Below are 14750 nucleotides of genomic sequence, written 5' to 3' on the forward strand. Positions count from 1 at the left end.
GTGAAGCGAACTACTGCGCCTCCGCGCACCGCGCACACAACCCATGCACTTCCAGCGTCTGCGCCTGCGGCTGAAACCCCAGCGCCTTGGCCCGCGCCTCCAGCTGATCCACCACCACCCGATCCTCCAGCTCCACCGCCGAATGGCAGCGGTCGCAGATCAGGAACGGCACCGAATGCGCGGCGCTGTTGGGGTGGTGGCAGGCGACGAAGGCGTTGACCGACTCGAGCTTGTGCACGAAGCCGTTGGCCATCAGGAAATCCAGCGCGCGGTACACCGTGGGCGGCGCATCGGCGCCCACGCCCTTGGAGGCGCGCACCAGGTCGAGCAGCTCGTAGGCCTTGATCGGCTTGCCGGCCTCGGCGATCAGGCGCAGCACACGCGCGCGGATCGGCGTCAGGCGCAGGCCGCGCTCGCCGCAGGCGTGCTCGACCGCATGCACGAAGCCTTCGGCGTTGTGCACATGATGATGGGGCGCGATGCAGGCGGGCTTGGCGGCGGCCATGGGGCTCGTTCCTTAGGGGATCAGGCGGCTTGCGCGGTCTTGATAAGCGCCGCGTCGATGCGTTTCAAGGCCTGCTCGCGGCCGGCCAGGTACACGGTATGGGAAATGTCCGGGCTGACCTGGGTGCCGGTGATGGCCACGCGCAGCGGCTGGGCGACCTTGCCCATGCCCAGCTCCAGGGCGGCGGCGGCCTCGTGCAGCGCGGCCGAGACCGACTCGACCTGCCACTCGCCCAGCGCCGCCAGCAGCTCACGCGCCTTGGCCAGCGGCGCGGCGGCGGCGGGCTTGAGGTGCTTGGCCACGGCGGCCTCGTCGTATTCGGTCAGCGGCTGGTACCAGACCACGGCCTTCTCGGCCATCTCCTTCAGGGTCTGCACGCGCTCGCGCAGGGCGATCACCACGTCCACCGGCGCCGGGCCGGCGGCCAGGTCCACGCCCAGCTTCTCCAGCTGGTACACCAGCTGCGGGGCGATGGTCTCCGGCGCGTCGGTCTTGAGGTAGTGCTGGTTGACCCAGCCCAGCTTGGCCATGTCCAGGCGCGCGGCCTTGGAGTTGACGTCCTTGACGTCGAACAGCTCGATCAACTCCTGGCGCGAGAACAGCTCCTGATCGCCGTGCGACCAGCCCAGTCGCGCCAGGTAGTTGATCAGCGCGTGCGGCAGGTAGCCGGCGTCCTTGTACTGCATCACGTCGGCCGCGCCGGTGCGCTTGGACAGCTTGGCGCCCTGCTCGTCCAGGATCATCGGCATGTGCGCGAACTTCGGCACCGGCGCGCCCAGCGCCTGGTAGATGTTGATCTGGCGCGGGGTGTTGTTGATGTGGTCGTCGCCGCGGATGACCTCGGTGATGCCCATGTCCCAGTCGTCCACCACCACGGCGAAGTTGTAGGTCGGGTAGCCGTCCGGGCGGAAGATCACCATGTCATCCAGCTCGGCATTGGCGATCTCGATGCGGCCCTTGATCAGGTCGTCGAACACCACGCTGCCATCGAGCGGGTTCTTGAAGCGGATCACGCGGTTGGGATCGTCGCGGTACGGCAGGTTCAGTTCGCGCGCGGCGCCGTTGTAGCGTGGCTTCTCCTGCCTGGCCATGGCCGCCTCGCGCATGGCGTCTAGCTCCTCGCGCGTCTCGTAGGCGTAGTAGGCCTTGCCCTGTGCCAGCAGTTGCTCGGCCACCTCCTGGTAGCGTGCGATGCGCTGGGTCTGGTAGACCGGGCCCTCGTCGTAGTGCAGGCCCAGCCAGTCCATCGCCTCCAGGATCGCGTCGATGGCCGCCTGCGTGCTGCGCTCGCGGTCGGTGTCTTCGATGCGCAGCACGAACTGCCCGCCGCGATGGCGCGCCTCCAGCCAGCAGTACAGCGCGGTGCGCGCGCCGCCGATGTGCAGGTAGCCGGTGGGACTGGGGGCGAAGCGGGTACGGCAGGTCATGAAGAGCCCAAGGGAACGTGCGAACGGGGAATGGCCGCCATTTTACCCGGCGCCACGCGGCCGGGCCGGTATCATGCGCCGATGACCACGCTGTTCATCTCCGACCTGCACCTGGACGCCAGCCGTCCGGCCATCACCGACCTGTTCCTGCGGTTCCTGCGCCAGGAGGCGCTGCAGGCCGAGGCGCTGTACATCCTGGGCGACCTGTTCGAGGCCTGGGTGGGCGACGACGACCCCTCCGAGCTGGCCACCCAGGTCGCCCAGGGGCTGCGCGCGGTCAGCGAGGCGGGCGTGGCGGTGTTCTTCATCCACGGCAACCGCGACTTCCTGCTCGGCCAGGACTACGCCGAGCGCTGCGGCATGCGTTTGCTGCCCGACCCGGCCGTGGTCGAACTCTACGGCGAGCCGGTGCTGCTGCTGCACGGCGATCTGCTGTGCACCTCGGACGTGGCCTACCAGCAGGTGCGCGCGCAGACCCGCAATCCGGCCTGGCAGGCGCATATGCTGGCCCAGCCGCTGGCCGCGCGCATCGCCTTCGCCGCGCAGGCCCGTGCGGCCAGCGCCGCGCATCAGGGCGGCATGAAGAACGACAGCGCCAAGTTCGAGACGCTGACCGACGTCACCCCGGCCGAGGTCGAGACCAGCTTCGTGCGCTACGGCCTGACGCGCATGATCCATGGCCACACCCATCGCCCGGCCGTGCACGAACTCACCGTCGACGGAAAGGCCTGCACCCGCATCGTGCTGGGCGACTGGTACGAGCAGGGCTCGGTGCTGCGGGTGACGCCGCAGGGCTACGACCTGCAGTCGCTGCCGGTGCAATAGCGGCGAAGTTTGGCGGGAGCAACTGTCTCCACAACTCTCCCGGCCCGCCTGTAGAGCGGAGCTTGCTCCGCTGCTCTTCGTTCGGTTCGTGAGGAAGGCTCCAGCGGAGCAAGCTCCGCTCTACAGGGGGGTCTCACTCCATCGCATTTCCCCAACGCGCTCGGGCTCAGGGCGCTTCCAGCGCCGCCAGCTCGTCCTCGTCGAAGCCGGCCTGCAGGCGGGCCTCCAGATTGAACGGGCCGCGCAGGTAGCCGCCGGCGTACTGGCGCAGCAGTTCGCGGAAGCGCGCGCGCGGCTCGACGCCCTCGCGGGCGCAGTACCAGCGGTACCAACGCGAGCCGGCCGCCACGTGCGCCACTTCCTCGCGCAGGATCAGCTCCAGGATCGCGACGGTCTGCGCATCGCCCAACGCTCGCAGCTTGCCGATCATGCCCGGGGTGACGTCGAGCCCACGCGCCTCCAGCACGCGCGGCACCAGGGCCATGCGCGCCAGGCCGTCTTGGGCGGTCTTCTCGCACATCTCCCACAGGCCGTGATGCGCGTCGAAGTCGCCGTAGTCGTAGCCCAGCGCCTGCAGCCGTGTGCGCAGCAGCATGAAGTGGCGCGACTCGTCGTGGGCCACGCCCACCCAGTCGGCGTAGAACGCCGGCGGCAGGCCGCGGAAGCGGTAGACCGCGTCCCAGCCCAGGTCGATGGCATTGAGTTCGATATGGGCGATGGCATGGACGAAGGCCGCGCGCCCCTCCACGCTGCCCAGGCCGCGCTTGGGCACTTCGCGCGGATGCACCAGCCGCGGTCGCGGCGGGCGGCCGGGCATGCGGATCGGATCGGGCGGCGGCGCGTCCTCGGGCAGCGGCAGCTCGCCGCGCGCGAAGGCCGCCGCGTAGCGCTGGGTCAGGGCGACCTTCTCGGCCGGATCGGCCGCGTCCAGGCACTGGCGCGCCGCGGCGAACAGCTCGCGCGCGGGGCTCGCGACCGCCGCGCTCATTCGAGCGCGTGGGAGAGATCGTCGACGGTCACGCCCGGCGGCAGCGAGGCGACCTGCGCGTGCAGCTGTCCGGTCAGCGACAGGTAGGCCTTCAGATCGGTCGGCTCCAGCGCCTCGCTGCTGCGCGCGCCGCCCAGGACCGGCGGCAGGCGGAAGGCCCAGACCTGGCCCGCGGCCAGCGCCTCGCCGGCGCGCAGCCGCGGCGCGACCAGGTCGAAGCGGAAGCAGTGCGCGACGAACTCGGCATCGCCCAGCCGCTGCAGGAACTCAGGCAGATCGTCGGCGACCTTCTCCAGCACGCCGTCGACGCAGTCCAGGAAATACACGGCCTGTTCCTGCCGGGCCTGCACGAACGCATCGCCAGCCACGCTGAGCATCAGCGGCTGCATGCCGCCGCCGGTCAGCCAGGCCCAGTCGGTCAGCAGCGTGGCGCGATCGATGTCCTCGCCCAGCGCCACGCACAGGTCTTCCAGGGTGATCGCCATCGACGCGACGCGGCCTCAGACCGCGCGGCGCTTGCGCTTGGCCTCGTCCGAGCGCAGCTGCTGGATGCGCTCGAAATAGCCCGGATCGATGCCGGTCACGTAGTCGCCGTCGAAGCACGAGGAATCGAAGCGCTTGAGCTGCGGGTTGCCCTCGCGCACGGCCGTTTCCAGATCGTCCAGGTCCTGGTAGATCAGCCAGTCGCAGCCGAGGAATTCCTCGATCTCCTGCTCGGTGCGGCCGTGGGCGACCAGCTCCTCGGCGGCCGGCATGTCGATGCCGTAGATGTTGGGATGGCGCACCGGCGGCGCGGCGCTGGCCAGGTAGACCTTGCGCGCGCCGGCGTCGCGCGCCATCTGCACGATCTGGCGGCTGGTGGTGCCGCGCACGATCGAGTCGTCGACCAGCAGCACCACGCGGTTGCGGAACTCCAGATGGATCGGGTTGAGCTTGCGGCGCACGGACTTGGTGCGCTCGCCCTGCCCCGGCATGATGAAGGTGCGGCCGACGTAGCGGTTCTTGACGAAGCCCTCGCGGTACTTCACGCCCAGCACGTTGGAGATCTCCAGCGCCGCATCGCGCGAGGTGTCGGGGATCGGGATGATGGTGTCGATGTCGTGGTCGGGCCGCAGGCGCAGGATCTTCTCGCCCAGCTTCATGCCCATGCGCATGCGCGCCTTGTGCACCGAGACGTTGTCGATCATCGAATCGGGCCGGGCGAAGTACACGTACTCGAAGATGCACGGCGCGTGCTCGGTGCTGGTCGCGCAGATCTCGGAGAACAGCTCGCCGCGCGCGGTGACCACCAGCGCCTCGCCCGGGCGCACGTCGCGCACGCGCGCGAAGCCCAGGATGTCCAGCACCGCCGATTCGGAGGCCACGATGTATTCGTCGCCCTCCACGCTCTCGCGCTTGCCCAGCACCAGCGGACGGATGCCGTGCGGGTCGCGGAAGGCCACCAGGCCCAGGCCCAGCACCACGCTGACCACCGCGTAGCCGCCGCGGCAGCGCCGGTGCACGCCGGCCACCGCGCGGATCGCCGCCTCGGGAGTGAGCATGCGCTGGGCGTCCAGCTCGTGGGCGAACACGTTCAGCAGCACCTCGCTGTCCGAGTCGGTGTTGATGTTGCGGCGATCGGCCTCGAACACCTGCTGGCGCAGCGCCTCGGTGTTGGTCAGGTTGCCGTTGTGCGCCAGGGCGATGCCGTAGGGCGAGTTGACGTAGAACGGCTGCGCCTCGTCCATGCCCTCCGAACCGGCGGTCGGATAGCGGCAGTGGGCGATGCCCACGCGGCCTTCCAGCACGGCCATGCGCTTTTCGTCGAACACATCCCGCACCAGGCCGTTGGCCTTCTGCACGCGCAGGCGGGTGCCGTTGGCCGTGGCGATGCCGGCGGCATCCTGGCCGCGGTGCTGCAGCACTGTCAGGCCGTCATAGAGCTGGCCAGCGACGTTCTGGGTACCGACGATTCCGACGATGCCGCACATGGGTGTTCTCCGCTCGGGTTTGCTGCGAGGTGACGTGACGAAACTAGCGCGACCGTTCCTGGCCCTTGGGCGTTGGCACGACCCGCGCCGGGTCGCCTTCGTTGGGATGCACCTGGGCCGGATCGCCCGGTGCGGGGTCTTCAAGGGGCTGGGGCCAGCGGCCGGCACTGCGTCCGCCGTCGCCCTTCAGAGCCTCGGACACCGTCTGCCCGAGTTGCGGCAGCTGCGCGGCCGCCTGCTGGAACTTGTCGTTGAGGGCGCCATTATCGCCTGACAAGGCCGGATTGTTGAGATCCAGGTTGCGTAACCGGTCCACGTTCATGTCCCGCAGATCGGGCATCGCCGGCATTTGCGGCACGGACAGTTCCGGCAGCTGCGCGCGCATCCAGGCCGCGCCGGGCGCGATCAGGGGCATCAGATGCGACTGGCGCCAGGCCGCCTCGTGCGGCAGCGGGGTGAAGGACAGCAGCAGCACCAGCACACAGGCGAAGAACCCGCCGCGCACCAGCCCCAGCCCGCCGCCGGCCAGGCGGTCCACGCCCGAGAGGCTGGTGTTGCGCACCGAGGCCTTGATCACCATGCCGATCAGCGCCACCACGATCATCACCCCGACGAAGGTCAGCGCGTAACCGCCCAGGTAGTCGGTCATGCCCGGCGTCCCGCCGTCGGCGAACTGGCGCGCCGCGCGGTCGCCGAACAGGAAGGCCGCCAGGCCCGCCAGCACCCAGGACAGGGTGCCGACCACGATCCCGACAAAGCCGCGCAGCAGCCCCAGCAGGGTGGACACCACGATCACCGTGCCCAGCACCAGGTCGATCACGGGCTACTCCCGGCGCCGTGAAGAGATGGACGGATTGGCGCGCTTCGAAGTCATCGGTCTTCCTCCCTGGACCAACCGGCGTCCTTCAAGGCGTCTAAGGATGCGGGCGGACGATGCCGGTCAGGCCGTTGCGCGCGGCGACCTGCGCCTTGAGCTGGTCGGCCTCGGCGCGGGTGGACACCGGCCCGACCCGCACCCGGAACAGCCGGCCGCTGTCGGTGGACACCGGCTCGACGAAGGCGCTGAAGCCGTTGCCGCGCAGCTTGTCGCGCAGGCCGTTGGCATCGGCTTCCTTGCCGAACGCGCCGACCTGCACGGCGAAGCCCACGCCGGTGGCGGCCGGCTTGGGCACGGCGGCGACCGGGGGCTTGGATTCGACCGGCGCGGCCGGCTTGGCCGGCGTCGGCGCCGGCTTGGCGGCCGGTTCAGGCTTGGCCGCGGGCGCGGGCTTGGCCGCCGGCGGCGCCTCGGAGGCCAGCTGGGCCGCGTCGGGATTGGGCGTGGCCGCAGGCGGCGTGGAGGCCGCGGGCGCGGTGGCCGGCGCGTCGCGGCCAGCGTCCAGCGCGATCACCTCGGCCTTGACGTCGCTGCGCACCTTGACCGCGGCCAGACGCGCGATCTCGGCCTGCGCGCGGTCGGCGTACGGCCCCACGCGCACGCGCCAGGCCGGCTTGCCGCCGATGGTGGCCTCCTGGCGGAAGGCCTCGAGCCCGGACTGGCGCAGGCGGTCGATGACCACATCGGCATCGGCCTGGCTGGCGTAGGCGCCGAAGGTCACCGCGTAGTCGCCGCCGGCGGTGGCCAACGGCAGGCCCTGGGCGTTGGTGGCCGGCTTGGGCGCGTCGGCCGGGGTCAGCGTCTCGGTGGCCGGCTTGGCCTGGGCGGGCATGCCGGTGGCGCCGTTGGCGCCGGGCTGGCCGGGGGTCACCAGCGGCAGGTCGCGGGTCTCGAACTGGCCCTCCGGCGCCTTGGGCACATCGGTGGAGACATCCGAGACGCCGCTGTCGCTGGCGGGGCCCTTGATCAGCATGGGCAGGAAGATGACGGCCAGGGCGACCAGGACGATGGCGCCGATGATGCGGTTTCTCAAAGCGGTATCCATCGTCTTGGGCGACGGCTTTGGTGATGAAGTGGCGAATTATAAGCGCGCGCGCCGCGGCGCTTTCCTCATGCGCCTGAATCCAGCACCGCCAGCGCCTCGGCCACGGTATGGAACGAGCCGAACACCAGCACGCGCTCGCCCGGCGCGGCGGCCTCGAGCGCGGCGTGCAGCGCCTCGGCGATGCCGGCGAAACGTTCACCCGCCGCGGCTGGCGTGCCGGCCAGGCGCGCGGCGAGCGCGTCGGCGTCCTGCCCGCGCGGCGTGCCCGGCTCCAGCCCGGCCAGGAACCAGCGCGCCACGCGTCCCGCCAGTGCGGCGGCCACGCCGGCGGCGTCCTTGTCCGACAGCGCGGCGTAGACCGCCAGCGTGCGCGCCGGGTGCCGGTCCAGGAACGCGGCCAGTTCGCGCGCGGCCTGGGGGTTGTGGCCCACGTCCAGGCGGATCTCGATGCCCGCGCGCTCCAGCCGCTGCAGGCGCCCGGGCACGCGCGCCTGGGCGATGCCGGCGGCGAAGGCGCTGGCCGGCAGCTCCTCGGGCAGCGCGCGCAGCGCGGCGATCGCGGTGGCGGCGTTGGCGCGCTGGGCCGGCGCGTCCAGCGGCAGCGCCGGCAGCAGCAGCTCGGTGCCGACCTCGCGCCAGCGCCACTGGCCGTCCTCGGCCGCCTCGTGGAAGAAGTCGTTGCCCAGCTGGATCACCGCCGCGCCGATGGCGTAGGCGTGGCCGAGCACGCTGGAGGGCGCGGTGACCTCGCCCAGCACCAGCGGCGTCCACGGCCGGGCGATGCCGGCCTTCTCCTTGCCGATGGCCTCGCGGTCGGCGCCCAGCCAGTCGGTGTGGTCGATGTCCACGGTGGTGATCACCGCCACGTCCGGGTCGATCACGTTGACGGCATCGAGCCGGCCGCCCAGGCCGACTTCCAGCACGGCCAGGTCCAACCCGGCGCGCTGGAACAGCCACAGCGCGGCCAGCGTGCCGTATTCGAAATAGGTCAGCGGGGTGTGGCCGCGCGCGGCCTCGACCGCCTCGAACCCCTCGACCAGCGCCGCGTCGTCGGCCTCCACGCCGTCGATGCGCACCCGCTCGTTGTAGCGCCGCAGATGCGGCGAGGTGTAGGCGCCGACCTTCCAGCCGCCGGCGCGGGCGATGGCCTCGAGGAAGGCCACGGTCGAGCCCTTGCCGTTGGTGCCGCCGACCGTGACGACCTGGCGCGCCGGCTTGCCCAGGCCCATCGCCTCGGCCACCGCGCGCACGCGCTCCAGGCCCAGTTCGATGGCGCTGGGATGCTGGGCCTGGATGTAGCTGAGCCAATCGGCCAGGGAACGGGAGACAGGGACGGACATCGGGCGGTACGGGGCGTTGGGGGGCGCCATTGTGACCGCACCCCGCCCGCGCCGCGAAGCGCACCCGCTGCGTTCAGCTCACCCGCCCGATCGCCGGGTCGCTGCGGCTGGGGCGGCCGGTTTCCAGGTGCCCGGCCAGACGGCGGCGGAAGGCGCCGCCTGGCTGGGTGAGCTCCAGGTCGTACCAGTGGTCGGACTGGGCCACCTCGATGCGCACGGTCTGTCGCTCGCCCGGGCGCAAGCTGATCCTGCGCGGCGCCGGGTCGGCGTAGTCCAGCGCGCGCAGCTGCAGGGCGACCGGCGTGCGCGTGGGATTGGACAGCTGCAGCACCAGCGTCTCGCCGTCCTGGGTGGCCTCGACCAGCGGCGCGGCATGGCCCTCGCCGGCGAACTCGCGCAGGAAGCCGTTCGGCCCGTGCACCGCCAGCGCGTAGGCGCCGGCCGGCAGCGCATGCGGCGCGTCCTCCAGCGTGCGGCCCGGCAGCACCGTGTAGTACCAGGGCCCGGCCGCGCCGCCGTCGGCGTAGACGTTGAACACCGCCGCCGCCGGCCCGTCGTTGACGAAGACCAGGCGCAGCCCGTCCTCGCCGTGGCGCGCGTGCACCTGCAACGCGTACGGCAGGGCGCGCGCCGGGCGCTGGCCGGGCTCCTGCTTCGGCTGCGCACCCGGCACCGGCACCACCGGCGCGGGCTGGCGCGCGGCGGCCTGCATGCGCTGCAGGTAGTCGGCGGTGGACGGCAGGGCCGAGAGCGCCGAGTCGTCGGGCGTGGCGAAGTCGAACACGCTGGTCAGATCGCCGGCCACCGCGCGCCGCCACGGGCTGATGTTCGGCTCGGCCACGCCGAAGCGCGCCTCCAGCAGGCGCAGCACCGAGGTGTGATCGAACACCTGCGAATCGACCCAGCCCCCGCGCGTCCACGGCGAGACCACCGTCATCGGCACGCGCACGCCCAGGCCGACCGGCGTGCCCTTGTAGTTCTCGCCGCGCACCTCGACCTGGCTGGCGCCCATGCGCGCGTCCAGCGCCGGCAGCGGCGCGGGCACGTGGTCGAAGAAGCCGTCGTTCTCGTCGTAGTTGATGATCAGGCAGGTCCGGGCCCAGACCTCGGGCACCGCGGTGAGCGCATCGAGGATGCGCGAGGCCAGCGACTCGCCATGGGCCGGCGTGGCCTCGGGATGCTCGCTGTACGGATACGGCGCGACGATCCACGACACCTGCGGCAGCTTCCCATCGCGCACATCGGCGGCGAAGGCATCGACCAGGTGCTGGGCGGTGCTGTGCTGCGCATTGCCGGCCTCGGAACCGGGCACGATCCCGCGCCCGCGCTTGTACAGCGGGTCCCGCACGTCCATCGCGCGGAAGCGCGCGAACGAGGACAGCGGGTTGTCGCCGTAATTGTCGTACTCCTGGTAGACGCGCCAGTCGATGCCGGCCTCCTGCAGGCGTTCGGCATAGGTGGTCCAGCGCAGGCCGACGAAATCGGCCCGGTCTCGCTTCATGTCCGCGGTCCAGTTGCCATCGTCCACGTTGTCCACCGCCTGATCGCCGTCGTTGCCCACGCTCAGCCCGCTGCTGCCAGTGAACAGATACATGCGGTTGGGATTGGTCGGCCCGTGCAGCGAGCAGAAATAGCCATCGCACACGGTGAAGGCATCGGCCAGCGCGTGATAGAACGGGATGTCCGCGCGCTGCAGATGCCCCATGCTCAGCGCGCCCTTGTACGGCACCCAGCAGTCGTACTGCTGCCAGCGCGCGGCGTCCTGGCCGCGCGCGCCTTTCCAGTTGTGGTCCAGGCTCTTCATCACCGCCGCGCTGGTGGCGCGCGTGTCCAGGTGGAAGGGCAGCACGGGCGCGCCGCCGTCCTGGCGCTGTTGCCATACCGGCGCGCCATCGCGCAGCCGCAGCGGGCGCGGATCGTCGAAGCCGCGCACCCCGCGCAACGTGCCGAAGTAATGATCGAAGGCGCGGTTCTCCTGCATCAGGATCACCACATGCTCCATGTCCGTCAGCGTGCCGCTGCGCGCCTGCGCCGGCAGCGCCAGCGCGCGGCCGATGGAGGCAGGCAGCAGGCCGGCGGCGGTCAGCGCCGAGAGGCGCTGCAGGAAATCGCGACGCGAAAGTTTGTGCATACCGACATCTCGGAAACGAAAGAAAGCCCGGCGCAATGCCGGCCGCCCAGCGGTATACGCCAGATGTTTGTCAGGCGCACGACATCCGGGACGTCATCGCCTCGTCATCGCAACTTCATGAATCGGTGACACCGTTCCGCCGCCTCCTCCCTCACGGCTTTCACCGATGTCACTTTCGATTCCCACGCCGCGCCGCAGCGCCCTGGCGCTCGCCCTGCTCTGCTCCATCTCCGGCCTGGCCCAGGCCGCCGACCCGCCGGCCGACGCGGCCGAGGCGGCCCCGGCCGATGCCAAGCAGCTCGACGCGGTCTCGGTGGTCGCGCGCGGCGCGACCCGCCAGGTGCAGCGCGTCAACCAGCAGGACATCGAGCGCCTGCCCGCCGGCAGCAGCGCACTGAAGGCGATCGACAAGCTGCCCGGCGTGCAGTTCCAGTCGGCCGACGCCACCGGCGCCTACGAATGGTCCACCGCGATCTACCTGCACGGCTTCGACCAGAGCCGCCTGGGCTTCACCCTGGACGGCGTGCCGCTGGGCAACATGAGCTACGGCGTCACCAACGGCCTGTCCATCACCCGCGCCATCCTCTCCGAGAACATCGCCTCGGTCGAACTGGCGCAGGGCGCCGGCGCGCTGGGCACGGCCTCCAACAGCAACCTGGGCGGCACGCTGCAGTTCTACTCGGCCGATCCGGAGACCGAGTTCGGCGGGCGCTTCTCGCAGACCGTCGGCGACCGCAACGCCAGCCGCACCTATGCGCGCCTGGACACCGGCGAGCACAACGGCCTGTCGGCCTACGTGGCCTATGCCGATTCGGACATGGACAAGTGGAAGGGCGACGGCAGCCAGCGCTACGAGCAGTTCAACGCCAAGGCGCTGTACGCCTGGGGCGAGGGCAACCGCGTGAGCCTGTTCGTGGACAAGTCGCGGCGCAAGGAACAGGACTACATGGACCTGTCGCTGACCAGCCAGAAGGTGCTGGGCTGGGACTACGACTACCTGGTGCCGGACTGGGCCACCGCCGCGCAGATGGCGCGCGCCTACCAGCGCACCGGCACCTATGCCGGCGTGGCCAACGGTTACCCGGCCTCGCTGGCCGGCCTGCCGGCCGACTACGACTGGCTGGACGCCACCTACTACTGGGGCGCCGGCCTGCGCGACGACACCCTGGTCGCGCTGGCCGGCAGTTTCGTCTTCAGTCCCGCCGTTTCGCTGGACGTGACCGGCTACTACCACGGCGACCGCGGCGAGGGGCAATGGGTCACGCCCTACGTGCCGACCTCGGCCAGCGTGCCGCTGTCCATGCGCACCACCGACTACGGCCTGGACCGCTTCGGCGGCACCGCCGCGCTGAAGTTCAACATCGGCATCAACGAGATCGAGCTGGGCGGCTGGGCCGAGAACGCGCAGAACACCCAGGAGCGCAATTACTTCCAGCTGGGTGGGCCGTTCACTTCCATGTTCAACTTCTACGAGGCCGGCGACCCGTTCTACCGCCAGTTCCTGCAGAAGTACCAGATCCGCACGCGCATGGCCTACGCGCAGGACACCCTGCGCCTGCTCGACGACCGGCTGAGCCTCAACTTCGGCGCAAAAGCGGTGAGCACGCAGATCCAGGCGCGCTCGCTGGTGCCCAGCAGCAGCTATGCGCAGGGCACGATCAAGGCCGACGACCACTTCCTGCCGCAGGTCGGCATCAGCTACAAGCTCGACGAGGCGCAGGACGTCTACGCCTCCTACAGCAAGAACATCGCCGCCTTCGGCTACAGCCCGTTCGCCACCAACCAGGCCACGTTCAACCAGCTCAAGAACACCCTGGACCCGGAGCAGTCGCAGACCGTGCAGGCCGGCTGGCGTACCCACGGCGAGCGCTACGAGGCCTCGGTCGGCGCCTACTACACGCGCTTCTCCAACCGCCTGCTGACCATCTCCCCGTGCAGCGCCATCCAGACCTGCTCGGCGATCCTGAGCAACGTCGGCGAGGTGGACAGCAGCGGCGTCGACCTGGCCCTGGTGTGGAAGCCGATCGACGGGCTGAGCTGGCTCAACACCCTGTCCTGGAACCGCTCCAAGTACCAGGACGACTACCTCAACAACGGCGTGGTGGCGACCAAGGGCAAGCAGGTCGTCGGCCTGCCGGAATGGATGTTCTCCTCCAGCCTGTCCTGGCGGCAGGACGGCTGGCACGCCTCGATCGACGGCAAGTACACCGACAAGCGCTACCTCACCTACCTCAACGACTCCAGCGTGCCCAGCTACTGGCTGTTCAACGCCGGCGGCGGCTACGACTTCGGCCGGGTCGGCGCGCTCTCCCGCCTGGACGTCTCGGTCAACGTGACCAACCTGGCCGACAAGCGCTACTTCGCCACCACCGGCACCAACGGCTATGTCGCCTCCGATCCGGACGGCTACAACCAGACCCTGATGGCCGGCGCCCCGCGCCAGGTGTTCTTCACGGTCGACGCGCGCTTCTGATCGCGCAAGCGGGGACGGCGGCCCGGCGTGGATGAAAGGTCCACGCCGGGCCGCGGCTTATAATTGGTCTCCTCTTTGTCTTCGGTTGCAACGCACCATGGCGGACACGATGAAAGCGCTGGTCAAGCGCGAGGCGGGCAAGGGCATCTGGATGGAACAGGTCGCCAAGCCCGTGCCCGGCCCCAACGAGGTGCTGGTCAAACTGGAGAAGACCGCCATCTGCGGCACCGACCTGCATATCTACCTGTGGGACGAGTGGAGCCAGCGCACCATCAAGCCGGGCCTGACCATCGGCCATGAGTTCGTCGGCCGCATCGCGCAGCTGGGCTCGGCGGTGACCGGCTACCAGGTCGGCCAGCGCGTCTCGGCCGAGGGCCACATCGTCTGCGGGCATTGCCGCAACTGCCGCGGCGGACGTCCGCACCTGTGCCCCAACACGGTCGGCATCGGCGTCAACGTCAACGGCGCCTTCGCCGAGTACATGGTGATGCCGGCCTCCAACCTGTGGCCGATCCCCGACCAGATCCCCTCCGAGCTGGCCGCGTTCTTCGACCCCTACGGCAACGCGGCGCACTGCGCGCTGGAGTTCGACGTGATCGGCGAGGACGTGCTGATCACCGGCGCCGGCCCGATCGGCATCATCGCCGCCGGCATCTGCAAGCACATCGGCGCGCGCAACGTGGTGGTCACCGACGTCAACGACTTCCGCCTCAAGCTGGCCGCCGACATGGGCGCCACGCGCGTGGTCAACGTCGCCAACACCTCGCTCAAGGACGTGATGGCCGACCTGCACATGGAAGGCTTCGACGTCGGCCTGGAGATGAGCGGCAACCCGCGCGCGTTCAACGACATGCTCGACTGCATGTACCACGGCGGCAAGATCGCCATGCTCGGCATCATGCCCGCGCGGCGCCGGCGCCGACTGGGACAAGATCATCTTCAAGGGCCTGACCGTGCAGGGCATCTACGGCCGCAAGATGTACGAGACCTGGTACAAGATGACCCAGCTGGTGCTGAGCGGCTTCCCGCTGGGCAAGGTGCTGACGCACCAGCTGCCGATCGACGACTTCCAGAAGGGCTTCGACCTGATGGAGGAAGGCAAGGCCGGCAAGGTCGTGCTGAGCTGGAACTGAGGTCCGCCTCGGGTCATCACGCGAAAGGCGCCGCAA

Annotated in this window: 11 protein-coding genes and 1 pseudogene; 3 read left to right on the top strand and 9 right to left on the bottom strand. The window is 70.3% G+C overall.

What is annotated here, in order from left to right:
• Positions 1 to 10: 10 nt before the first annotated feature.
• Positions 11 to 505, bottom strand: coding sequence for a transcriptional repressor (locus ACFJIT_RS11230; protein ID WP_130516090.1), 495 nt, complete (start codon positions 503 to 505; stop codon positions 11 to 13).
• Between the two features lie 20 nt (positions 506 to 525).
• Complete coding sequence (gltX, locus tag ACFJIT_RS11235; protein WP_379653658.1) at positions 526 to 1932, bottom strand: glutamate--tRNA ligase; 1407 nt, start codon at positions 1930 to 1932, stop codon at positions 526 to 528.
• 81 nt (positions 1933 to 2013) lie between these two features.
• On the opposite strand from gltX, the gene lpxH reads away from it, so the two are divergent.
• Positions 2014 to 2757, top strand: coding sequence for a UDP-2,3-diacylglucosamine diphosphatase (lpxH, locus tag ACFJIT_RS11240; RefSeq protein ID WP_130533677.1), 744 nt, complete (start codon positions 2014 to 2016; stop codon positions 2755 to 2757).
• Positions 2758 to 2923: 166 nt separating this feature from the next.
• Here lpxH and ACFJIT_RS11245 read toward each other — a convergent pair whose 3' ends face one another.
• From ACFJIT_RS11245 to ACFJIT_RS11275, 7 genes are all read right to left on the bottom strand, one after another.
• On the bottom strand, positions 2924 to 3745 hold the full coding sequence (locus ACFJIT_RS11245) for a ferritin-like domain-containing protein (protein ID WP_379653659.1): 822 nt from the start codon (positions 3743 to 3745) through the stop codon (positions 2924 to 2926).
• Positions 3742 to 4230 carry a T6SS immunity protein Tdi1 domain-containing protein gene (locus tag ACFJIT_RS11250; protein ID WP_306993105.1) on the bottom strand — a complete coding sequence of 163 codons (489 nt, stop codon included), beginning with the start codon at positions 4228 to 4230 and terminating at the stop codon, positions 3742 to 3744. Before ACFJIT_RS11250 ends, ACFJIT_RS11245 begins: the two co-directional genes overlap by 4 nt.
• Positions 4231 to 4245: 15 nt before the next feature.
• Positions 4246 to 5715 (bottom strand): amidophosphoribosyltransferase, encoded by a 1470-nt coding sequence (gene purF / locus ACFJIT_RS11255; protein WP_306993107.1) that lies wholly within the window; start codon positions 5713 to 5715, stop codon positions 4246 to 4248.
• A gap of 43 nt (positions 5716 to 5758) precedes the next feature.
• Positions 5759 to 6535 (bottom strand): CvpA family protein, encoded by a 777-nt coding sequence (locus ACFJIT_RS11260; RefSeq protein WP_130516079.1) that lies wholly within the window; start codon positions 6533 to 6535, stop codon positions 5759 to 5761.
• Positions 6536 to 6629: 94 nt separating this feature from the next.
• Positions 6630 to 7637 carry an SPOR domain-containing protein gene (locus tag ACFJIT_RS11265; RefSeq protein WP_379653660.1) on the bottom strand — a complete coding sequence of 336 codons (1008 nt, stop codon included), beginning with the start codon at positions 7635 to 7637 and terminating at the stop codon, positions 6630 to 6632.
• 65 nt (positions 7638 to 7702) lie between these two features.
• The gene (gene folC / locus ACFJIT_RS11270; RefSeq protein WP_379653661.1) at positions 7703 to 8977 is read right to left on the bottom strand and encodes a bifunctional tetrahydrofolate synthase/dihydrofolate synthase; all 1275 of its coding nucleotides are present in this window, start codon (positions 8975 to 8977) and stop codon (positions 7703 to 7705) included.
• A 73-nt stretch (positions 8978 to 9050) separates the two neighbouring features.
• A complete protein-coding gene (locus ACFJIT_RS11275) occupies positions 9051 to 11108 on the bottom strand; it encodes a phosphocholine-specific phospholipase C (RefSeq protein WP_379653662.1) in 2058 nt (685 codons plus the stop codon).
• Positions 11109 to 11274: 166 nt separating this feature from the next.
• On the opposite strand from ACFJIT_RS11275, the gene ACFJIT_RS11280 reads away from it, so the two are divergent.
• Together ACFJIT_RS11280 and tdh are read left to right on the top strand one after the other, a co-directional pair.
• On the top strand, positions 11275 to 13581 hold the full coding sequence (locus tag ACFJIT_RS11280) for a TonB-dependent receptor family protein (RefSeq protein WP_379653663.1): 2307 nt from the start codon (positions 11275 to 11277) through the stop codon (positions 13579 to 13581).
• Between the two features lie 97 nt (positions 13582 to 13678).
• A pseudogene (tdh, locus tag ACFJIT_RS11285) lies at positions 13679 to 14714 on the top strand (L-threonine 3-dehydrogenase).
• The last annotated feature ends 36 nt before the right edge of the window (positions 14715 to 14750 follow it).

This window comes from Pseudoxanthomonas sp. UC19_8, assembly GCF_042700505.1.
Taxonomy (GTDB): Bacteria; Pseudomonadota; Gammaproteobacteria; order Xanthomonadales; family Xanthomonadaceae; genus Pseudoxanthomonas_A; species Pseudoxanthomonas_A winnipegensis.